Here is a 22,772-nt window from a genome sequence, read left to right on the forward strand (position 1 = left end):
TCAGGTGTGCTGGGGCAGGAGCGAGAGCGCCTGCTCGACGGTGAGCCGGTTGTCGCGTACGGCGGCGAGCAGCGCGTCGAGGTCCGCCGCGCTCACGGCCGGCGCCCCCGCGCCGGCATCGGCGCCGCCGCCGGCCGGGGCGGGGATGGCGCGGGAGGTGATGTGGGCGGCGAGCGCGGCGAGGCTGGGGTGGTCGTACAGGACGCCGGCCTTCTCGTCGAGGCCGTAGGTGTTGTTGAGGAACGCGACGAACTCGACACCGAGGATCGAGTCCAGGCCCAGGCTGTTGAAGGTGGCGTCGGTGTCGATGTCCCACACGTCGCAGTACAGGGTCTGGGCGAGCTGCTCGCGCAGCGTGGCAAGAACGTCGGCCGTCGCCCGTGCCGGCGCCGGCACGGGCGCCGGAGCTGAAGCCACGGGCGCCGCGGGCGCGGCGGGGGCGGCGGGGGCCGGGGCGGGCGGCGGTGTGCCGCCCAGCTGCTGGGCGACACGGCGGGCGAACGCGGCCGGCGTCGGGTGGTCGTACAGCTCGGTGGCCTTGATGTCGGTGGCGTAGCGGGCGTTGATCAGGGCGATGAACTCGACGCTGAGGATGGAGTCGACACCGAGCATCTGGAAGCTCTGCTCCGGGTCGAGATCGGCGGGCTCCATGTAGAGCACCCCGGCCAGCACCTCCCCCACCTCCTCGGCGACCCGGTCCGCGAACGCGCCGTCCACCGCGGCGGGAGCGACCGCCGGAGCGGACACGGCAGGCGCGGGTGCGGCTGCGGGAGACGGGGCGGGCGCGGCGGGGGCGACCGCGGGGGCCGGGGCGGCGCCCAGCGGCCGGAGGGAGATCTTGCGGTCACGAGTCATGGGTGGCGTCTCCTGTGCCTGGGGTTCGGGCTGATCGGTCGCGGGCGCCGGCCGGGGGCCGGACAGGCGGATCGCGGCCGGGGGGCGGGGCGTGGTGCCGGTCGGCCCGGCGAGCGGGGTGGAGGCCGCGGCGCCGGCTGCGGCGCCGGCCGAACTGCCGCTCGCGGCACCGCTCGTGGCACCGCTCGGGGCGCCTTCCGTGCTCGCGGCACCGCTCGGGCTGCCTTGTGCCGGGGTGCGGCCGAAGTCGCGCAGGTGGGGGCGGGACAGGGACGGTTCGTTGCCGGCGGTGCCCAGGCCCTTGTGGTGCAGGTGCTCGATCTGGAGGTCGTACCAGCAGCGGATCCGCTCGAAGGGGTAGTGCGGCAGCGGGATGCGCCGGGCGGTGGGGCCGGCGCCGCCGACGGTGGCGCGGTCGATCCGGCCGCCGTCCAGCCACACCCGTACCGGGTCGTCGGCGGTGGCCTCGGTGCGCCGCCAGGGGCGGGGGCGGCCTGCCGCGAGGGCCTTGAGGGCGTCGAGCAGCGTGTCGAAGGAGTCGGCCTCCAGCGCCGCGCGGTGTTCCAGGTCGGCGCGTCCGACGGCGAAGGTGTGGGCGATGTCGGCGAGGTGCGGCTGCCGGCCGCGGTCGCGGGCTTCGGTGAGGTGGGTGTGCAGGCGCCGGGCGGTGGCTGTGAGGGCCGCCGGGGTGCGGGCGGACAGGAACACCACCACCGGCTGCTGCCGCTCGGCGGGCGGCCGCGGGGCGGCGGGCGGCGGGCCCTCGACGACGATGTGCGCGTTGGCGCCGCCGGCGCCGAACGAGCTGATGCCCGCCCGCAGCGGCCGGTCGGCCCCGTCGTGGGTGTGCCAGGGCGCGGTGCTCTGCTGGACGGTGAAGGGCACACGGTCGAAGTCGATTTCGGGGTTGGCGGGGCTCGCGTGCAGCGACGGCACCAGGGTGCGGTGGCGGATCTGCAGCAGCACCTTCGCCAGGGCCACCGCGCCGGCCGCCGACTCCAGGTGGCCGACGTTCGACTTCACCGATCCGATCGGCAGGTTCCCCGCGCCCTTGACACCGTCGCGGGAGAACGCGGACGCCAGGCCGCGGATCTCGATGGGGTCGCCGAGCGAGGTGCCGGTGCCGTGCGTCTCGATGTAGTCGAGGTCCGTGGCCGCAAGGCCCGCGTCGCGCAGCGCCTTGGTGACGAGGTCGGCCTGGGCGCGCGGGTTGGGCACGGTGTAGCCGTTGGTGCGGCCGCCGTGGTTGGCGGCGGTGCCGCGGATGACGCCGTGGATGTGGTCGCCGTCGCGCAGGGCGTCGGTGAGGGGTTTGAGGACGAACGCGCCCACGCCCTCGCCCGGGACGTATCCGTCGCCGCCGGCTCCGAAGCTGCGGCAGCGTCCGTCGCTGGCGGCGAACCTGCCCTGGCCGAGCATGAAGTACTTGTTGGGGTGGATCAGGACGTTGACGCCGCCGGCGACGGCGACCTTGGAGCTGCCGGCGCGCAGCGACTCCACCGCGAGATGGATGGCGGTGAGCGCGGAGGAGCAGGCGGTGTCGACGGCCGTGCTGGGGCCCTGGAAGTCGAAGAAGTACGAGACGCGGTTGGCGATGGACCAGTAGGCGCTGTTGGCCAGGACCGGGTTGCCGCGCAGCCGTTCCTCCGCCTCGTGGAGCTGGTACTCCCCGTACATGGCGCCCACGAACACACCGACGTCCTTGCGGTGCACCCGCTCACCGGTGGTCACCAGGGTGTCGGGGGTGTAGCCGGCGTCGTCGAGGGCGGCCCAGCACGCTTCGAGGAAGAGCCGGGCCTGCGGGTCGACGGTGCCGGCCTCGCGGGGCGAGATGCTGAACAGCGGTGCGTCGAAGTTCTCCACGCCCTCGAGGAAGCCGCCCCATTTGGTGTAGGTGCGGTCGACGCGGGACTTGTCGGGGTCGTAGAGGGCGGCCGCGTCCCAGCGTTCGCGCGGCACTTCGGTGATGCTGTCGCGGCCGGCCAGGAGGTTGGCCCACAGTTCGTCGAGACCGTCGGCCTCGGGGAAGCGTCCGGCGACGCCGATGATCGCGACGGCCCGCGGGTCGGCGCCGGCGCCGGGCGGGGCGGGCTGCGGGTGCTCGGCGGGCGCGGGGGCGGTGTTCAGGGGGGCCGTGGAGGAGGCGGGCGGCTCGGCCTCCGGCGCGGCCACAGCAGCGGCGGTGGCGTCGGTGGCGGTGGTTCCGGTCAGTTCGGCGCACCGCTCGGGGAACTCCTCCATGAGGTGTTCGGCGAGTTCGGCGACCGAACGGCACTCGAAGAGCAGCGTCTTGGAGAGCCGGCCGAAGTCCTTCTCCAGCAGTTCGACGACGCGGATGGCGAGCAGCGAGTCGATGCCGAGGTCGTCGAAGGGCCTGTCGGGTCGCACGTCGCCCAGCGGGGTGCGGGTGGCCTCGGCGACGGCGGCCCGCAGCCGGTCCGTCAACGCGCCCTCCACCGCCACCGTCTCCGCTTGTGTCTCCGTCTTCGCGCCGGGGGCGGGATCGGGCACGGCGGGCGCGGCCGTGGCGGGTGCGGCAGGGGGCGGTGGGGTGCCCAGCAGCGGGAAGGAGGCGAGCAGTTGCTCGCGGTCGCCGTACAGGACGACGGGTGTGGGCTCCGCGGCGTCGTCGGCGGCGGCGAGGAGTGTTTCCAGGACGGTGAGGCCGGCGTCGGCCGGCATCGGGCGCATGCCGAGCGCGCCGAGGACCTGTTCGGCGTCGCCGCCGGTGCGCATGCCGCCCTCGGCCCAGTAGGGCCAGGCGACGGACAGCGAACGCCCCTGGCGCGTCCCGGAGGCGACGCGTCGGGCCCGCCGGGCGATCAGCTCGTCGGCGGCGGCGTTGGCGAAGGCGTAGTCCGCCTGGCCGGGGCTGCCGAGGGCGCCGGAGACGGAGGAGTAGACGACGAAGCAGTCCAGCGGCCAGTGGGCGGTGGCCGCATCCAGCGCGGCGGCCGAGGTGAGTTTGGTGGTGATCACGGCGTCGGCGTCGGCGCTGTCCTTGCGCAGGATGAACGCGTCGCGCAGCGTCCCGGCCAGGTGCACGACGCCGTGCACGGCGCCCTCGCCGTGCAGCCGGTCGGCGAGGGCGCGCACGGCGTCGGCGTCGGTGCTGTCGAGCCGGTGGTAGGTCACCGATCCGCCTGCGCGGGCCGCGCGTTCGGCCAGCCGGCCGATCTCGGCGGCGCGTTCGCCGTCGGCGGCGGAGCGGCCGGTCAAGACGATGTGCGCGCCGTAGGTGTCGGCGAGGTGACCGGCCAGGAGTGCGGCCAGGCCGCCCATCCCGTTGATCCAGTAGCGGCCGCCGCGGCGGAACGGGGCTTTTGAGGACGCCGGGACGGTCAGCGGGCGCAGCACGGTGCGGGTGAGGGTGCCGTCGCGCCCGGCGGTCAGCCGGCCGCCGGCCGGCGCCTGGGCGGCGGCGTGCACGGCGCGCCTCCAGGCGCCCGGGTCGGCGTCGGAGCCGACGGCGAGGGCGGTGAGGTCGAAGCGCGGGTTCTCCCCGGTGAGCGAGCGGCCCAGCGCGGCCAGTCCGCCGCCGGTGACGGCGGCCGCGTCGTCGAGGGCGTCCACGGGGAAGGGCACCACGATCCGGGCGCCGCGCCGCGCGAGCGGGCCCAGCAGGGCGCGCAGCAGCGCCAGGACGCGCAGCGCGTCGGCGGCCGGCCGGCCGGGGGCGGGGTTCGCGGTGGCGGCCAGGGGCCAGACGATGACGGGCCGGCCGCCGTCGGGCAGCCGGCCCGCGATCTCGGCGCCGGCGGCCGCGGCGGCCTGCGGGCCGGCCGGATCGGGCAGTGTCAGGTCGGCGCCCTCCAGCGGGGTGTCGCCGATGGCAACGAGCGCAGCGGGCCGCTCGTCGGTAATGGTGCCGGGATCGCAGGGCTCGGTGGCGGGCGCGAACAGGTGCACCGCGGACGGCAGTTGCGCGGCCCGGGGGGCCGGCACGGCGGACGTGGCGGGGCCGGTGGGGCGCAGGGCCAGGCCGGTGAGGGTCAGGACCGGTGTGCCGTCGGGTGCGGTGACGTGCACGTCGTACTTGCGTACCTGGCGGCCGCCGCCGGCCAGGCGTACCGGGCGGACCTGCACCCACACCTCGTGCGGCAGCTCGCCGTGCACGTGCAGCGCGTCGACGGCGAACGGGATGAACGTCTGCCCGCCCAGGTCCTCGCGCAGCACACAACCGATCACGGTCTGCAGGGCGCCGTCGAGGACGTACGGCGACAGGCTCTGCCCGCCGCCGCCCCAGCCGTCACTCGTGCCGGGGGTGACGGCGACTTCGGCCAGCGCGCCGCTGGGGCCGTGGCGCAGCTCGCGCAGCACCTGGAAGGCCGGGCCGTACCTCACGCCGTTGTCCTCGAAGTACCGGTACAGCTCGGCCGGTTGCGCGGTGTCGGGGTACTGGGCGTGCAGGGTGGCCGTGTCGGGGCGGTGGGGGGCGTCGGCCTGTTCGGTCAGGACGCGGGCCTGGGTGTGGGTGTGGTCGGAGACGATGCGGACGCTGTCGCCGTCGGTCACCGCGCGCAGGGTCACGGGTCCGGTCACCTCCACCGGGCGGTGGAAGGCGATGTCGGCGAGGCCGGTGGCCGCGGGGGTGGTGTGCCGGGCGGCGGTCAGGGCGAGGTCGAGCTGGGCGGCGGCGGGCAGCACGGGCCGGCCGGCGACCACATGGTCGGCGGCGACCGCCTCGTCGGGCCGTACGGTGCGCGCCTGGCCGGTGCCCGGCAGCGGCCAGCGGGTGCGGGCGAACGGGTAGCCGGGCAGCCGCACCCGCCGGGCGGCACGCCCCTCGGACCCACCGGCCCCCGCGCCGGTGCCGGTGCCGGTGCCGGTGCCGGTGCCGGTGCCGGGCAGGGGTCCGTGGCCGGTGAGCCAGGTGCGCAGGTCTGCGGGCGGGGTGTCGGCGTTCAGGTCTGCGCCGTTGGCCAGCGCGCGGAGTTTGGCGGCGAGTTCGGCCGGGGTGGTGGCCGACAGTGCGCATCGCACCCGCCGGTGGCTGCGTCCGGTGCGCAGGGTGTGCACGACGTCGGCGAGCGGCAGGGCGGCGACCGGGCCGGCCAGGGCGGCGGCCCAGAGGCGCAGCGCGGTCTCGGTGTGGGCGGACAGCACGGCCCACCGCACCCGGCCCTCGCCGTCGCGGTCGTGGGGGTCGCCGTCGCCGGCCGGGGCGGGGCCGGGGGCCTGTTCGAGGACGGCGTGGGCGTTGGTGCCGCCGATACCGAAGGAGCTGACGGCGGCGCGGCGCGGCCCGTCGGGCACCGGCCAGCCGTCCTGGACGACGCTGTCCTGTGCGATGCGCAGGCCGCCCGCTCCGCCGAGGGCGCGGTTGGGTTCGCTGAAGGGGACCTGGCGGGGCACGGTGGCGTGTTCCAGCGCCAGGACGGCCTTGATGACGCCGGCGACGCCGGCGGCGGTGTTGAGGTGGCCGAGGACGGACTTGACCGATCCGACGGCCGCCGGGTGGGGCCGCTCGCCGCCGTAGACGCGTTCCAGGGCGGCGAATTCGACCGGGTCGCCCAGGTGGGTGCCGGTTCCGTGGGTCTCCAGGCAGCCCACCGAGTGCGGGTCGACGCCCGCGACGGCCAGTGCCTCGCGGATCACCGCCTCCTGCCCCTCGGGGGAGGGTGCGTGGTAGTCCATCTTGCGGGCGCCGTCGTTGTTGACGGCGCTGCCGCGCAGCACGGCGCGTACCGGGTCGCCCTCGCGCAGCGCGTCGGCGAGGCGGCGCAGGACGAGGGCGCCGCCGCCGTTGCCGAACACGGTGCCGTCGGCGCTGTCGTCGAAGGGCCGGCACTGGCCGCTGGGCGAGAGAATCATGCCGGGGGCGGCGAGGTAGCCGGCCTGCGGGAAGTGCAGCGACGCGCCGGCGACCACGGCGAGGTCGCACTCCTCGGCCAGCAGGCTCTCGGCGGCCAGGTGCAGGCCGACCAGAGTGCTGGAGCAGGCGGTCTGCACGGTCATGCTCGGGCCGGTCAGACCGAGTTTGTAGGAGATGCGGCCGGCCGCGAAGTCCTTGTCGGAGGAGGAGAAACGAATCATCCCGGCGGCGTCGAGCTCGGTGATCGCCACCGGTGGCCGCACGGGCTGTCCGACCGAGACGTAGGCGGCGGTGCGCAGCCCCGTGTCGTCGGGGGCGAACCCGGCGTCCTCCAGGGCGTGCCAGGCCACTTCCAGCAGCAGCCGCTGCTGGGGGTCGAGCCACTCGGCGTGCTGGGCGCTGTAGCCGAAGAACTCGGCGTCGAAGGCGTCGGCGTCCTCCAGGACGGCACCGGCCGGCACGAACGCCTCGTGCCGCACGGTCTGCGGGTCGTGGCCGAGGCCGATCAGCTCGTCGGTGCTGTAGCGGCGGATGCCGGTGCGCTGCTGCTCGAGCAGCTCCCAGAGCCGGTCGACGGAGGTGGCGGGCCCGAACCGGCAGGCCATGCCGACGACGGCGACGGCGTTCGGGTCCTGCGCGAGGTCGGGGCCGGGGGGTGGGGTCATCGTTCGTCTCCGAGTCGGAACGCGCGCCGCAGCTCACGGCGGGAGGGGCGGGCGGAGGCGACCGGGTCCGGGGCGTTGCCGGAGACCGGTCGCGGTTGCGGTTCGGGGGCCGGTCGCGGTTCGGGGGCCGTGGTGGTGGCGGCTGCGTCCAGGCGGGTGGCGAGCAGGCCGGCGAGGTCGTCGACGGTGGGCCGGGCGAACAGGTCGGCCAGTTCCAGGCCGGTGCCGGGGTAGGCGTCGTCGAGCCGGGCGAACAGCCGTCCCAGCAGCAGGGAGTTCCCGCCGAGGTCGAAGAACCTCCGGTCGTGCGGCACGTCGTCGAGTTCGAGCAGTTCGGCCCACAGCCGGCCGACGTGCCGCGCGAGGTCCGCGCGTGCGACCGCCGGTACGGGAGCGGGCGCGGCCGCCGGTGCAGGAGCGGGCGCCGGTGCGGGAGCGGCGGGGCGGCTGGGTGGGGTGGCCGCGGGGGTGGTGTCCGCGAGGCGCAGGGCCGCCTGGCGGTCGACCTTGCGGTTGGGGGTGAGCGGAAGCTCTTCGGCTGCGACCAGGCGGTCCGGCAGCATCCACGGCGGCAGCGTCGCCGAGGCGTACTCGCGCAGTTCGCCCAGATCGGGCAGGCCGGCGCCGGCGCGCGGCACGGCGATCGCCAGGAGCCGGGCCGAGGGGCCTTCGCCGCGCACGGCGACGACGACGCGGGCGATCGCGGGGTGGGTGGCCAACACGGTCTCGATCTCGCCCAGTTCCATGCGGTGGCCGCGGACCTTGACCTGGCTGTCGGCCCGGCCGAGGAAGATCAGCCGCCCGTCGTCGTCGCGGCGTACGAGGTCGCCGGTGCGGAACCATCGGCCGCCGCCCTCGGGGCGCAGCGGATGGCCGGTGAAGCGTTCGGCCGTCAGCTGCGGCTGCTGCCAGTAGCCGCGGGCCACGCCGGGGCCGCCGATCCACAGTTCGCCGCTCTCGCCCGGTGCCGCTGCGCGGCGGGCGGCGGTGTCGGTGAGCAGGAGGTCGGTGGCGCCGATCGGTTCGCCGAGGTGGACGGGGCCGGTGGCGGTGACAGGTGCGATGGTGGACCAGATGGTCGCCTCGGTGGGGCCGTAGACGTTCCACAGGCTGCCGGTGCGTTCGGCGAGCGCGGCGGCGAGGTGGGGCGGCAGTGCTTCCCCGCCGCACAGGGCGGTCAGCTCCGGCCGGCCGCTCCAGCCGCCGTCCACGAGGAGCTGCCAGCCGGCGGGGGTGGCCTGCATGGCGGTGATGCGGCGCTCGGTCAGCAGCCGGGCCAGGCGGCGGGCGTCGATGACGTCGGCGCGTTCGGCGACGACGACGGTGCCGCCGCTCAGCAGCGGGAGGAACAGTTCGAGGACGGAGATGTCGAAGCACACGGTGGTGACCGCCAGCAGCCGTGCCGGTGCGTGGTCGGTGATGCCGACCGTGCGGGCGATCGCCTCCAGGGTGTGCACGACGTTGGCGTGGGTGACGCCGACGCCCTTGGGCCGTCCGGTGCTGCCGGAGGTGAACATCAGGTAGGCGAGGTCGTCCGGCCGGCACACACCGGCCCCGGCCTCGGCCGCGGTCCTGGTCCCGGCGCCGTCGTCGCCGGTGGCGCCGTCGTCGCCGGTGGCGGTGGCGGTGGCGGTGGGGTCCACGATCCGCAGCCGCTGCGGCAGCAGCCAGGTCAGCTCGCGGTCGGCGACGGCCACCTCGCAGCCGGCGCCCTCGACGACCAGCTTCAGCCGTTCGCTCGGGTAGGAGTCGTCCAGCGGCACGTAGGGGCGTCCGCTCTTGAGGATGCCGAGCAGGACGGCGGGCAGCCGCACGGTGCGGTGCATCAGTACGGCGACGGGCGCGCCGGGCGGCGTCAGACGGGAGACGCGGCGGGCGATGTCGTCGGACAGGGCGTCGAGTTCGGCGTAGGTGAGGCTGTCGCTGCCGTCCTCGACGGCGGTGGCCTGCCCGTGGCGGCGCACGGTGGCGTCGATGCGGGCGACGAGGGTGGATGCGGCGGGGTCGAGCAGCTGCCCCACCGTGGCGGCGCCGTGCTCGAGCTCGCCCGCCATGCGCCGCAGGTCGTCGACGAAGCCGTCGACCTGTGCGCCGTCGAGGACGGCGGTGCGGTGGTTGGCGAGGATCTCCACGCCCTCGGGGGTGTCGGTGACCTCCAGGCCGAGGTCGAAGTGGCCGCGCTGCCCGCGCCGGTACACCGGCTCCCAGCCGCCGGCCGGCCTGCCGGCGCCGGAGTCGGTGCGTGTCCAGTTCTGGTAGGCGAGGGTGACGGTGGGCACGGCGTCGGCGCCGCCTGCTGCCCGGCACAGGTCGACGAGGTGCGGGTAGGGCATGCGGGCGTGGCCGAGGGCGCCGCGGACGTGCTGGTTCAGTTCGGCCAGCCAGGCGGCCACCGGCCGGCCGGGCTCCAGGTCGATGCGCAGCGGCACGGTGTTGACGAAGCAGCCGACAGTCCTGTCCTCGTCCCTTGAGGTGCGCCCGTAGGTGGGGACGGCGATGAGGACGGAGCGGTGCCCGGTGGCCCGGGACAGGGCGGCGGCGAACGCGCCCAGCAGCACGGTGAACGGGGGCACTCCCATGGCCTGCGCGACGGTGGCGAGGGTGTGGGACAGGGCCGGCGGCATCCGGTACTCGCGGTGCGCTCCGGCGGCGCCGGCCTGCTCGCCGCCTCCGGAGAACAGCGCGCCCTTCGCCTGTGTGCCGGCCAGTTGGGAGGTCCAGTACCGCTCGGCCTCCTCGCGCTCCTGCACGCTCTCGGCGGACTGTTCGCGGCGCAGCGACCGGGCGAACGGGGCGGCGGGCGCGGGGGCGGGAGCGCCGTGGGCGCGGGCCGCGTACAAGGCGGCGATGTCCTCGCCCAGCAGTTCGGCGGAGCGGCCGTCGACGGCGAGGTGATGGGTGGTCAGCTGCAGGACGGGGCCGTGGCCGCCGTCCTGCGGCTCCCACAGCACCGCGCGCAGCAGCGGCCCGGCGGAGGTGTTCAGCCGCTGGTCGGCCTCGTCGCGGACGGCCTGCTGGAGGGTGTCCTCGGCGATGAGGCGGGTTGCGAGCGGCGTCGCCGTGTCCTTTTTTTCGGCGGGTATGAACGCCAGGACGCCGTCGCTCGGTGCGATGCGGCAGCCGAGCACCGGATGGCGCCCGAGCAGGTCGCCGACCGCGCCGTGCAGCGCCTGCCGGTCGGCGGTGGCGGGCAGCCGCCAGGCCAGGCTGATGTTGTACGGGGCGTGGGGTGCGGCGGCCTGGTCGGCGGCCCACATGCCCACCAGCCGGTCGGGCACCACGGCCCGCTCCGGGGCACCGCTCGCGCCCTGGCCGGCGTCGTCGTCGTTCACGGCCGAGGCGGGGACGGCGGCAGGGGTGGTGGTGACGGCTGCCGTCAGCTGCGGGCCGTGGTCGCGGAGCAGACGGGTGGTCAGCTCGTGCAGGGTGGCGCTGTCGAGGAGCACCGGCAGAGGGATGCGGCCCAGGTCGTCCTCGAGCATGCGGCTCAGGCGCATCAGGGAGATGGAGTCGACGCCGTAGTCGGTGAGCGGGGTCTGCGGGTCGATCGTGTCGGCTGCTACGCCGACGGACTCGGCGACGCGTTCGCTCAGCCAGCCAAGGGCGGCCTCCTCGGCCGCCGGCCCCTCGGCCGCGGGCACCGCCGGCGCGGGCACGGGCGGCGCGGGCACGGGCGGCGCGGGCACGGGTGGGGCGGGGGTGGTGGCCGTCGGCTGGGGGGTGCGGGTGGCCAGGGCGCGGTCCCACACGTCCAGGTCGCCGGCGACCAGGGCCGTGTACGCCGTCTCGGGGCCGGTGGCCGCGTCGAGGGCGGGCCACAGGGCGGCGGTGGCGGCCCGGGTGGCGATGGGCCGCAGGCCGTAGGTCTGGTGGAGGTAGTGCGCGGTGTCGGGTTCGGGGGCCGTGCCCGCGTCGGCGAGGACGGGCCAGCCGGCGCTCAGGGTGCGGCCGGGGCGCAGACCGCGGGCGGCCCACCGGGCGCGGTGGTGGGCGAACTGGTCGAGGAAGCCGTTGGCGAAGGCGTAGTCGCTCTGGCCCTGGTTGCCGACGAGGGCGGCGAGGGAGGAGGCGAGGAGGAAGAAGTCCAGCGGGTGGTCGGCGAGGGCGGCGTCGAGGTGGAGCGCGCCGAGGATCTTGGCGCGGCAGACGTCGTTCACGGCCTCGGGGGTCTTGCCGCGCAGGAAGCCGTCGCGCAGCACGCCGGCGGTGTGCACGACGCCGTGCAGCCGGATCCGGTCGGCGGCGAGCTGGTCGGTGAGGGCGGCGACCTGTGCGGGGTCCGTGGCGTCGCAGCGGCGGTGGAGGACCTGCCCGGCGTCGTGTGCGAGGCGGCGCAGGGCCTCGAGGGCGGCCTCGTTCGGTGCGGAGCGGCCGATCAGGACGAGCCGTGCGCCCGGGGCGCGGGTCAGGACGTCGGCGGCGATGTGCCGTCCCAGGCCGCCCAGTCCGCCGGTGATCAGGTAACTGCCGTCCGGCCGCAGGAGCGTGTCCCGCCCGCCACCGTCCGAGCCGGCCGTGCCGTGCGTGTGGTGGGGCGTGTGGTCGGGTGCGGGGGTGCGGGTGAGGTGGGCGGTGCGGCGCAGCGGGGCGGTGTCCTGCGGGCCGGTGGCCGGGGCGGGGCCCAGGCGGGTCCAGTCCCCGTCGTCGGCGAGCGCCTCGGCCTCAAGGGCGCGGGCGGCGGCTGCCGGGTGGGCGTTGGCCCAGGTGGTGTCGAGGGTGGCCAGGCGCAGGGTGAAGCGGCCGGTCTCCCCCGCGACAGTGCGCGTGAGGCTGTGCAGGGCGCGGACGGTGGGGGTGATCTCGCCGTCCTGGCCGGTGCGGGTGACCAGCAGGATGCGGGTGCCGTCCAGGGCGCGGCTGCGCACCAGGGTGCGCAGCAGGGCGAACAGCGGGGTGAGGGTGGTGTCGGTGAAGTCGGCCCAGGCGGCGGGGATTTGTTCGGGGCGCAGCGGGCCGGTGCCGAGCCCGGCGGCGGCGTCGGGGTCGGTGAGGTGGGTGAGGTCGAGCAGGACGGTGGCCGGTGTGCCGGTGCGTGCGGCGGTCCGTTCCAGCTGGTCCTCGTCGAGGGCGGCGGTGTGCAGGACGGCGGCGGGGGTGCGGGTGTGGTGGGTGAAGGTGCCGGTGTGGTCGCCGATCACCCACAGCGGGCCGTCGGCGGCGGGGCGGGTGTCGTCGCCGAGGGGGGCGGTGTGCCAGCCGAGCCGGTAGCCGGCCTGGGGCGGCACGGCCGCCGAAAGCGGGGGTGCGGCGGGCGGTGCGGGTTCGGACCGCGCCGCGGAGGCGGAGGTGGCGGTGGTGTGGGGGGTGGTGGTGTCGACGCGGATGCGGAAGCCGTCGATCTCGGCGAGGACTTCGCCGCTGTCGGGGTCGATCAGGCGCAGGTCGAAGACGTGGATGCCGGCGGCGTCGTCGCGCCGCACGCGGCGGGCGTGGACGTAGGCGCGGTGGCCGGCGGGCTCGTGGACGGCCAGCCGGTCCACGGCCAGCGGCCGCAGCCGGCGCGGGGTGGGGGCCTCGGTGAGCAGCAGGTGGGCGGCGCTCTGGCAGGCGCCGTCGAGGAGGGCGGGGTGCAGCACGTGGCGGCCGTCGAGGTTCTCACCGTCGGGCAGCCGCAGTTCGGCGGTGGTCTCCTCGCCGCGTGCGGTGGCGCGCAGCACGGTGCGGTACAGCGGCCCGTAGGTGAATCCGTGGGCGGTGAAGGCCTGGTAGAAGGCGTCCGGGTCGCCGGCGGCGAGGTGGGTGTCGAGGTCGGCGGGCCGGTAGACGAGGTGGGGCCGCAGCGGGCCGGTGGCGTCTTGGGCCGGGGCGGGCCGGGTGCGGCCCTGGGCGACGGTGGCGCCGGCGACGGTGGTGGTGAAGCGGCGGGAGCCGTGCGCGTCGGGCTCGGCGAGGTCGGCGGTGACGGTCATCGGCAGCCCGGTGGCGGGCTGCGGCCACAGCAGGTCGCAGATCTCGGTGCGGTAGGGGTTCTCGCCGGCGGCGAGGAGCGCTTCGTGGACGAGTTCGGGGTGGAACGCGCCGGGCAGCAGCATCTGCTCGTCGACGATGTGGTCGGCGACCCAGCGGGAGGCGCCGCCCAGACGGGCGGTGACGGTGCGGGCGGCGGGCAGGCGGACGGTGTCGGTGAGCGGCATCCGCGACGGCTGCTCGGGGCCTGGGCCGGTGGCCGGGGGCAGGCAGCGTTGACGGGCGAACGGCGTCGTCGGCAGGGGCACCCGCCGGGCCCGTCCGGCCGGCGGGCGGTAGGTGGCGTCGGTGACCCAGGCGCGGGCGCCGCCGTCCTCCCCGCCGGTGAGCTCCCCGCCGGTGGTGGTGGTCAGGGCGGGGTGGGTGGTGTCCTCGGCCAGGGCGCGCAGCGCGGCGCGCAGTTCGGCGTGGTCGTGGGCGAGGACGGCGGCCCGGTGCGGTCCGTGGTCGCGGCCGGTGTGCAGGGTGTGGGCGATGTCGGCGAGGGTCGCGGTGGAGGCGTCGGCGGTGTCGGCGAGACGGCGGGCCAGGGTGCGCAGCCGGTCCGGGTCGGGTGCGGCGAGGGGCACCAGCACGGGCGGCTGTGGCCGGTCCTGCGCGGGCGGGGCGAGGGGGGTGCGGTATTCCTCCAGCAGGACGTGGGCGCCTGCGCCGCCGGCGCCGAAGGAGCTGACGGCGGCGCGGCGCAGGCGTTCGCCCGCCCACGGCTCGGCGGCTCGTTGGATGCGCAGCGGTGTGCCGTCCAGGTCCAGTTTCGGGTTGAGCTGCTCGGCGTGCAGGGTGGGCACCAGGCGGCCGTGGCGCAGTTGGAGGATCGCCTTGGTCAGTCCGGCGATGCCGGCGGACGCCTCGCCGTGGCCGATGTTCGACTTGACCGACCCGATGCGCAGCGGCTCGTGGGCGGCTGCCTGGCCGAAGGCCAGGGCCAGGGCGCGCAGTTCGACGGGGTCGCCGAGTTCGGTGCCGGTGCCGTGGGCCTCGACGTAGCCGACGTCGGCGGGCTCGATGCCCGCGTGCTCGAGGGTGGCTGCGATGAGGGCGGCCTGGGCGCGCGGGTTGGGGACGGTGTAGCCGCCGGTGCCGCCGCCGTGGTTGAGGCCGGTGCCGCGGATGACCGCGTACACGGTGTCGCCGTCGGCCTCGGCGCGGTCCAGGCGTTTGAGGACGACGGCGCCGGCGCCTTCGCCGGGGACGAAGCCGTCGCCGCCGGCGCCGAAGGCGCGGGTGCGGTCGCCCCGTGAGGGCATGCCGAGCGCGCACAGGCCGGTGAACCGGTCGGGGTGCAGGTAGAGGTTGACTCCCCCGGCCAGTGCGAGGTCGCTCTCTCCGTCGCGCAGCGCGCGGCAGGCCAGGTGCAGCGCGGTCAGCGAGGAGGAGCACATGGTGTCGACGCTCAGGCTCGGGCCGCTGAGGTCGAAGGCGTGGGAGACGCGGTTGGCGACGGACGCGGCGGCGGTGACCGCGTACTCGGGGTTGTCGGCGCCGGCGGCGTTGGCGTCGCGCTGGGCGAGCAGATGACTGTTGGCGGTGACGCCGGCGAACACGCCCACCCGCGGGCCGCCGTGATGGCCGCTCAGGGTGTGGCGGGCGTAGCCGGCGTTCTCGAACGCCTCGCGCGCCACTTCCAGGAACAGCCGCTCCTGCGGGTCCATCAGGGCCGCGTCGCGGGGGGTGATGCGAAACAGTGCGGCGTCGAAGGTGTCGATGTCGTCGAGGAAGCATCCGTAGCGGGCGTAGCCGCCGCCGAGGGTGCGGGCGGTGCGCCAGTCCCAGCGTTCGGCGGGAACTTCGCGTACCGGGGTGCGGCCCGAACTCAGCAGTTCCCAGAAGGTGTCGAGGTCGCGCGCGCCCGGGTAGCGGCCGGCGAGCCCGACGACGGCGATCGCCGCCGCCGGGGCGGGGGCGTCGGCGCCGAGGCGGTGCGCGGCGGGCGGGGCGGCCGGGACGGCGGCACGGCTCGCCGCCGCCGGCGCCACGACCGGGACAGCCGGGACAGCCGGGACAGCCTCGACGGCCGGGGCGGGGCGCACGGCCGGGGCGGTGGGGGCGGGGTGCGCGGCCGGGGCGGTGGGGGCGAAGTGGCGGGCCAGGGCGCGGGGGGTGGGGTGTTCGTAGATCAGGGTGGCGGGCACGGGCCGGCCGGGGAACAGGTCGCGCAGCCGCTGGGAGAGTTCCTCGTGGAGCAGCGAGTCGACGCCCAGCGCGGGGAAGTCGGTGTCCGCGTCGAGCAACCGCGGGTCCTGGGCGGTGAGTTCGGCGACCAGCGCCACCAGCCGTGCGACGCCGTCCAGGTCGTCGTCCGTCGTGTCCTGCCCGGCGGGGCCCGCGACTCCTGTGGGGCGGGGTGCCGAGTCCGCGGGGAGGGGGGCGGGGGCGGTGGGTGCGGTGGGGTCGGGGCGGTTTGCGAGCATGCGGGCGAGTTCGTCGACCGTGCGGTGCTCGAACAGGGCGGTCGCCGTGACGGGGCCGTGGCGGCGGGAGACGGCCTCGACGAGTTCCATGTTGAGCAGCGAGTCGATGCCCAGTTCCTGCCAGGGCAGGTAGCCGGGCACGTCGGCCGACGGGTCGCCGAGCAGTTCGCGCACGATGCGGCGCAGCCCCTCGGCGATCTCCTCGATGCCCTCGGCGGTGCGGTGCGGCATGCCGCCCGCCCGGGTCTCGGCGGGGGCCGGGACGGGGGTGGGGGCGGTGGGGCGGCAGGTGAGCAGGGCGACGCAGCCGGGCGCGTCGCGCAGGTGGCCGATGTCGGTGAGGCTCCAGCCGCAGGACTGGAGCAGGGTGCGCCAGCGTGTCACGTCGAGCAGCGGGCCGTGCGGCATGCGCCGGTCGGTGTCGACGTAGCGCCACCAGCCGTCGGTGAGGCCGAAGGTGAGGGTGTAGACGGCCGCGGGGGCGACCATCTCGACGAGCAGCAGGGCCCCGCCGTCGGCCAGGAGGGTGTCGATGTGGGCGAGGGTGCGGGACAGGTCGCGGGTGGCGTGCAGCACGTTGCTGGCCACGACCAGGTCGAAGGAGCCGGCCGCCAGGCCCTGGGTCTGGGGGTTCTTCTCGATGTCCAGCAGCCGGGGGGTGACGCGGTCGCCGAAGCGGCGCCGGCCGTGCTGGAGGAAGGCGGGCGAGAGGTCGGTGTAGACGTAGTCGAAGGCACGGACGCCGCGGGCGTCGAGCGCGGTGAGCGCGGCCGCGGTGGTGCCGCCCACGCCCGCGCCGATCTCCAGGATGCGGGCCGGGGCGGCGGTGCGGGCGGCGGCGTCGGCCAGGGCGTGGGCGGCGGCGGTGTTGACCGGGTCGAAGAGCTGGTTGCCGCTGTAGACGGTGCTCACCCCGCTGAGGTCGCCGCCGGGGAACAGCACGGCGGTGGCGGGCACTTCGCCGCGCAGCACGGGCCCGTAGGAGGCCAGGGCCCGGTCCAGGAGCGTGAGGTGGCCGGCCAGGTCGGGGTGGTCGGCGAGCAGGTGTGCGCGGGTGCGGGCGAGTTCGTCCGGGCCGGGCACGGGCCGGCCCGAGCGGTGGTGCTCGGTGAGGAGTTCGACGACCGCGTCGAGCAGCAGCCGGTGTTCGGGCACGGCGCTCAGGAGCTGGGCGGCACTGTGGGCGGTGGTGTCGGGGCGGGCGGCGAGCTGCGGGGTCAGGCCGAGGTCGCTCATCGTGCGGGCGAGCGCGGCGCCGGCGTAGTCCTCGAGCCGGTGCGCGGCGTCGTCGGCCGCGACCATGGCCGCCGACATGCCCGTGCCCGTGCCCGTGCTTGTGCTTGTGGTCGTCGTGGTTGCCGTGGTTGTGGCCGTGGCTGTCTGTGCGGCGGGGCGCCGGGTGAGGGGGCGCAGCGGTTCGGGGTCGCCGCTGACGGCGACCAGCTGGGGTCGGTTGCCGGACATGCCCGCTTCCAAGGCGGCCACACCCCTTTCCGGGACGAAGTCGGTCAGGCCGGGGTACTCGCGGGTGACGTGGGCGCTGTAGCGGCGGGCGAGCCCGGTGTCGCGCCACAGGCCCCAGTCGAAGGCGCGCACGGTCAGCTGCCCTCCACCGTCTGTGGCGGTGCGGGCGGTGGCGTAGTGGTCGAGGAAGGCGTTGGCGGCTGAGTAGTTGAGGCCGCCGGTGCTGCCGAAGAGGCCGGCGACGGAGGAGAACAGGACGAGCGCGGGAGGCCGTTCACCCGGCGCGCCGGCGGTGCGGGTGCGCAGCGCGTGGGCGAGGTGGATGACGGCGCTGACCTTGGTCGCCAGGACCTGCTCGAGGTCGTCGGGGGTCAGTTCGTGCAGGGGTGCGGCGCTGACGGAGCCGATGCTGTGGACGATGCCGTCGAGGCGGCCGTAGAGGTCCTGGCAGTCGTCGAGGACGCGTTCGACGTCGGCCGGGCGGGTGATGTCGGCGCTGCGGTAGTGGGCGCGGGCGCCCAGGGAGGCGAGTTCGGCCAGCAGGGCGCGGGTGTGGCCGCCGGCCGGGGAGCGTCCGACGAGCAGCAGGTTCGCGCCCCGGTGGGCGGCGAGATGGCGGGCGACGGCCGCGCCGATACCGCCGGCGCCGCCGAACAGGACGTAGCTGCCGCCGTGGGTGAACCCGCTGTGGTGCACGGCGTCGGCCGGGGCGGGGGCGGGCAGTTCGGTGTAGACCTGGCGCAGGCGCCGGCCGGCGCGCAGGGCGATCAGCGGGACGGCCTGGGCGCACGGTTCGCGCAGGGCCGCGGCGATGTCGTCGGCGGTGGCGGTGGTGTCCAGGTCGACGGCGGCGCAGGTCATCGCGCCGGCCTCGCGCGGCAGGGTGCGCACGGCTCCCAGCAGGGCGCCCTGCAGCGCGGCGCCCGGGGTGAGGGTGCCGCCCCGGGGGGCGGCCAGGCGGGTGGTGAGGAGGGTGATGCGGGCCGGTCGGCCGTCGGCGGCCAGGGTCCGGCCCACGGTCAGCAGCGACTCGAGCCAGCCGCGCAGGGCCTCGGTGCCCGTCTGGTCCTCGCTCCAGCCGGATCCGTCGACGAGGAGCGCGACATGCAGTTCGGGGGTGTCGCCGAGGCTGTGCACCGCCCGGGCGAAGGCGAGCGCGTCGAGCCGGCCGTCCTGCAGGGCGCAGCGCACACCGCCGGCCGCGGCGATGGCGGCGTCGGCGAGGCGGCTGCTGGTGCGGTCGTGGACCACGACGAGGGTGCCGTGCGGGGCGGGGTCGTGGGGGGCGGGGTCGTGGGGGGCGGGCGGCTCGGGCATCCACTGCGGTGCCAGCATCCGCAGCGGAGATCCGTCGCGCCCGGCCTCGGCGGCCGGGGAGCTAGGGGTGGCGGGGGTGGCGGGGGTGTCCCATTCGGGGACCAGGATGCGCAGGGAGGCGACGGCGTCCGCGGCGGCCTGCTCGTCGTCGACGGCGGCCGGCACGCCGATGGCCGGACGTGCGGGGGCGGGCGGGGGTATCTCCAGGGGGGCGGCCCGGTGCAGCCGGAGCCCGTTGACCCGCAGGACGGGGGCGCCGTCGGGGCCGGTGGCCTCCAGGTCGAGGACGGTGTGGGCGGGGCCGGCGCTGATGCGGTGGACGGCGAGGTGCGCGCTCGAGGGCACCTGCCCGCTCCACTCGATGTGGTCCGCGGCGGCCGCCACGAGGGGCGGGCCGCCGTCCAGCAGGGCGCAGGAGGCCTGCAGTGCGGCGTCCAGCCAGGCCACCCGCCGGGTGCGCGGGTCGTCGGCGGCCGGGGCGGTGAGGGTGGCGGTGACGCGCTGCCCGTGCCGGCGCACCTGGTGCAGCACCCGGTAGACGGGGCCCACCTGAACACCGTTGCGCGCCAACGCCGCGTCCACGTCGACCTCTTGAACCGGCGCGCCGTGCGCGTCGACGGCACGCGGCGCGGCGGCGGGCGTGGCGGCGAAGGTGGCGCGGGCGCAGATCTCGCCGTCGTGCCGCACGCTCACCCCGCCGGTGTCGCCGCCCGCGTCGGTGTGGCGGGTCAGGTGCACGGGCCGGCCGGCCGGTACGGCGACGGGCCGCAGCAGGCGCAGCCGGCTCAGGGCGACGGGTTTGCCGTCGGCGAGTGCGTCGACGAGGGCCGCGCCGGGCAGCACGGCGCGGCCTGCGACGGTGTGCCGGGCCAGCGGATGGGCGGCGTCGAGGGTGAAGCCCGGCTCGGCAAACTCGGCGGGCGCGGCGGGCTGGGCGGGCTGGGCGGGCTGGGCGGGCAGCCAGTAGGACTGCCGCTCGAAGGGGTAGGGCACCAGCGGTACCCGGCGTGGCAGGGGTCCGCCGGGCCACAGGGCGGTCCAGTCGGCGGTGGTCAGGGCGGCGCCGGCGAGCCAGTCCCGAAGCCGCTGCGGGGCGGGCTGTCCGGCAGGCTGCCGGCCGGAGGCGGCGAAGTCGGCTGCCCGGCGGGCGAGTTCGTCCAGATCGGTGACGGTGAACAGGGCGCGGTGGGCGAGGTGGCGGCGTCCGCTCTGCAGGGTCCAGGCCAGGGCGTCGAGCGGCGGGGCGTCCGGGCCGGCGGCGAGGCGGGCGAGGGAGCCGGCGAGGCGGGCCAGCGCGGTGGGGGTGGCGGCCGACAGCGGCACGGCCACCGGGGCGGCGGCGTGGTTGGTACGCGGCTGCGGGAGCGTGGCTGCGGGTGCTTCCTGCACGATCACGTGCGCGTTGCTGCCGCCGAATCCGAAGGCGCTCACCGCCGCCCGGCGCGGCGCACTGCCGGGCGCGGTGGGCCAGGGCACCGGGTGGGCGGCGACGGCCAGCGGGCTGCCCTGGAGGTCGATGTGGGGGTTGAGGCGGCTGAAGCCGGGGGTGGCGGGGATGAGGCGGTGGCGCAGCGCCTGCACGGCCTTGACCAGGCCGGCCAGTCCCGAAGCGCCTTCGAGGTGGCCGATGTTGGCCTTGGCCGAGCCGACCCACAGGCGGCCCTCGGGTCCGGCTGCCGTTTCGGGCATGCCGTGCGGGTCCTTCGTGAGCGCCTCGCGTACGGCGTCGAGTTCGATCGGGTCGCCCAGCGGGGTGCCGGTGCCGTGTGCTTCGAGGAAGCCGAGATCGGCGGCGTGCAGGCCGGCGTGGTGCAGGACTGTGCGGATCAGGGCGCTCTGGGCCTTGGGGTTGGGGGCGGTCAGGGCGGCGGCCCGGCCGCCGTGGTTGACGGCGCTGGCGCGGATGACGGCCAGGACGGGGTCGCCGTCGGCGACGGCGCGGCGCAGGGATTTCAGTACGACCCAGCCGGCGCCCTCGCCGCGCACGAAGCCGTCGGCGTCCTGGTCGAAGACCTTGCTGGTGCCGTGCGGGGAGAGCATGCCGGCGGCGCGGTAGGCGCGGGCGTTGAAGCCGTTGCTGAGCAGGTTCGCGGCGCCTGCCAGGGCGATGTCGCAGGTGCCGGCGCGGATGGCGGCCTCGGCCAGGTTCAGGGCGGTCAGTGCGCCGGAGCAGGCGGTGTCGACGGTGATGCTGGGGCCGGTGAAGTCGTAGAGGTGGGAGATGCGGTTGGCGAGGAAGGCGGGGAACGTGCCGGTGGTGGCGTAGCCGTCGGCGGCCGCGGCCCGTTCGACGAGCTGCTCGCGGTAGTCGTAGCTGCAGGCGGCGGCGTAGACGCCGACGCCGGTGCCGGCGAGGTCGTCGGGGCTCAGGCCCGCGTGCTCGAGGGCATGCCAGCTCAGTTCGAGCAGGGCCCGCTGCTGCGGGTCCATCGAGGCGGCCTGACGGGGGGTCACGTCGAAGAACGCGGCGTCGAACAGGTCGGTGCCCTCCAGCAGCGCGGCCCGCAGCCCGTCGGGTACCGGGCCCGCGAGCCTGTCCGGCGGCACGTCCAGGATCCGGCACTCGCCGTCCGCGAGCAGCGACCAGAAGGCGTCGACGTCGTCGGCGCCGGGCACGCGTACGGCCATCCCGATGACGGCGACATCATCGCCACCGTCCTCGTCGCCGTGTCCGCCGTCGCCGCCGTGGCTGCCGGTCGGCACGGGGCCGCCGGTCGCCGGGAGGACGGCAGGGGCCGGTGCGGCGGGGGCGGGCCGTGCGGCCGTGGGGGCCTGTGCGGTGGGAGCCTGCGCGGTGGGCAGGACGCCGGCCAGGGCGCGCAGGGTGGGGTGGTGCCAGACGGCTGTTGCGGGCAGGTCGGTGCCGAAAGCGGTGCGCACCTCGCGGACCAGGCGCAGGGCGCGTGCGGAGTCCAGGCCCTGTTCGCCCAGCGGGCGTTCGGTGTCGACCCGGTGGCCCAGGACGTCGGAGGCGAGGTCGGTCAGCCGGTCGAGGGTGTCCTGCCCGGCCGGCTGCCCGGCGGCGACCGCCGGCTCGGTGATGGCGGCCTCAAGGGTGGCGGGGCCGGCCGCGGTGAGGAGCGCGTCGTGGAGGGCGTCGAGGTAGGCGGCTGCGTCGCGTCCGTTGAGGACGGTGTGGTCGAAGGCGAGGACCATGCGGCGTACGGGGGTGGTGCCGGTGTCCTCGAGTGAGCCGAGGAACAAGGTGGCCACGGCGGGCGGTACGACGACGGGCACGGCGAGGGTCGTGCCCGTGTCGCCGAGGTGGGACAGGATCAGGGTGACGCGCGAGTCGGCCTGGGAGGTTCCGGCGAGGGCCTGTTCGACGGCGTGGGCGTACCGTTCGTCGAACGCGGCGGCGTCGAGGGTGTCGGCGTCGCGTACCACGGCGGTGGTCAGGTCGCCGTCGTCGGTGGCGCAGGCGATGCCGAGGTCGACGTGCTCGTACACGCGCAGCCGGTCGTCGTCCAGGCGGCGTGAGCGCAGTGCGGGTGCGGCGTGGGCGGCGTGGGCGGCGATGCGGGCGAAGGTCTGGAAGACGGTGGCGAACCCGGTGCCCTGGTGGGCGCGGCGGGCCCGTTCGAGCACGTCCTCGGCGACGACGGCGGCGACGGCGGCCGGCACGACCGTGTCCCGTGCCGTGCGCAGTGCCCGGTTCAGCTCCCGCTGCCGGCGCGACTGCTCGATGTCGGTGTAGTCGGCGGGCCGCGCGGGCGTGGCCCGCGCGGTGTGCTCCTCGCTCCGGGCGGGCGCCGGCGCGGCGGCGGTGGCTGTGGCGGCGGTGGCAGTGGCTGTGGCGGCTGTGGCTGTGGCTGTGGCGGCAAGGTGGCGTTCGAGGTCGGCGGGCATGAGGCTGGTGCCGGCGGCGGGGATGGTGGGCAGGGCGGCCTCGTCGATGCCCAGGCGGCGGGCGTGGGCGCGGGTGCGCGGCGGGATGCGGCGTGTGGTGGTGGGTTGGTGGCTCGGCGGGCCGTGGACGGAGGCGCCGGCAGCCGGTTCGGCTGCGGTTGCGGCAGCCGGTTCGGTTGCGGGGGTGATGCGGGCCACGGGGCCGCCGATGGGGACGGTGTCGCCTTCGGCGACGAGCCAGGCGTCGAGGGTTCCGGCGGTCGGGGACTCGATCTCGACGGCGGCCTTGTCGTGTTCCATCTCGTAGACGACCTCGTCCTTGGCGACGGTGTCGCCCGCCTGCTTGAGGAGCCGGACGATGCGCACCTCGACGATGCCCTCGCCCAGGCGCGGGACGGACAGCACGGACTGGGTGGTCATCGCGGTTCC

2 protein-coding genes are annotated in these 22,772 nt (G+C 76.3%); both read right to left on the reverse strand.

The genetic code is table 11. The features are described 5' to 3' along the window. Window positions 1–7,335 carry a beta-ketoacyl synthase N-terminal-like domain-containing protein gene (locus ACIQ7Q_RS30370; RefSeq protein WP_403869073.1) on the reverse strand — a complete coding sequence of 2,445 codons (7,335 nt, stop codon included), beginning with the start codon at window positions 7,333–7,335 and terminating at the stop codon, window positions 1–3. After that, window positions 7,332–22,763, reverse strand: a complete 15,432-nt coding sequence (locus ACIQ7Q_RS30375; protein ID WP_403869077.1) for an amino acid adenylation domain-containing protein — start codon at window positions 22,761–22,763, stop codon at window positions 7,332–7,334. The genes ACIQ7Q_RS30370 and ACIQ7Q_RS30375 overlap by 4 nt, the downstream gene beginning before the upstream one ends. Between the last annotated feature and the right edge of the window lie 9 nt (window positions 22,764–22,772).

It is taken from the genome of Streptomyces sp. NPDC096176 (assembly GCF_044763255.1).
GTDB lineage: Bacteria > Actinomycetota > Actinomycetes > Streptomycetales > Streptomycetaceae > Streptomyces.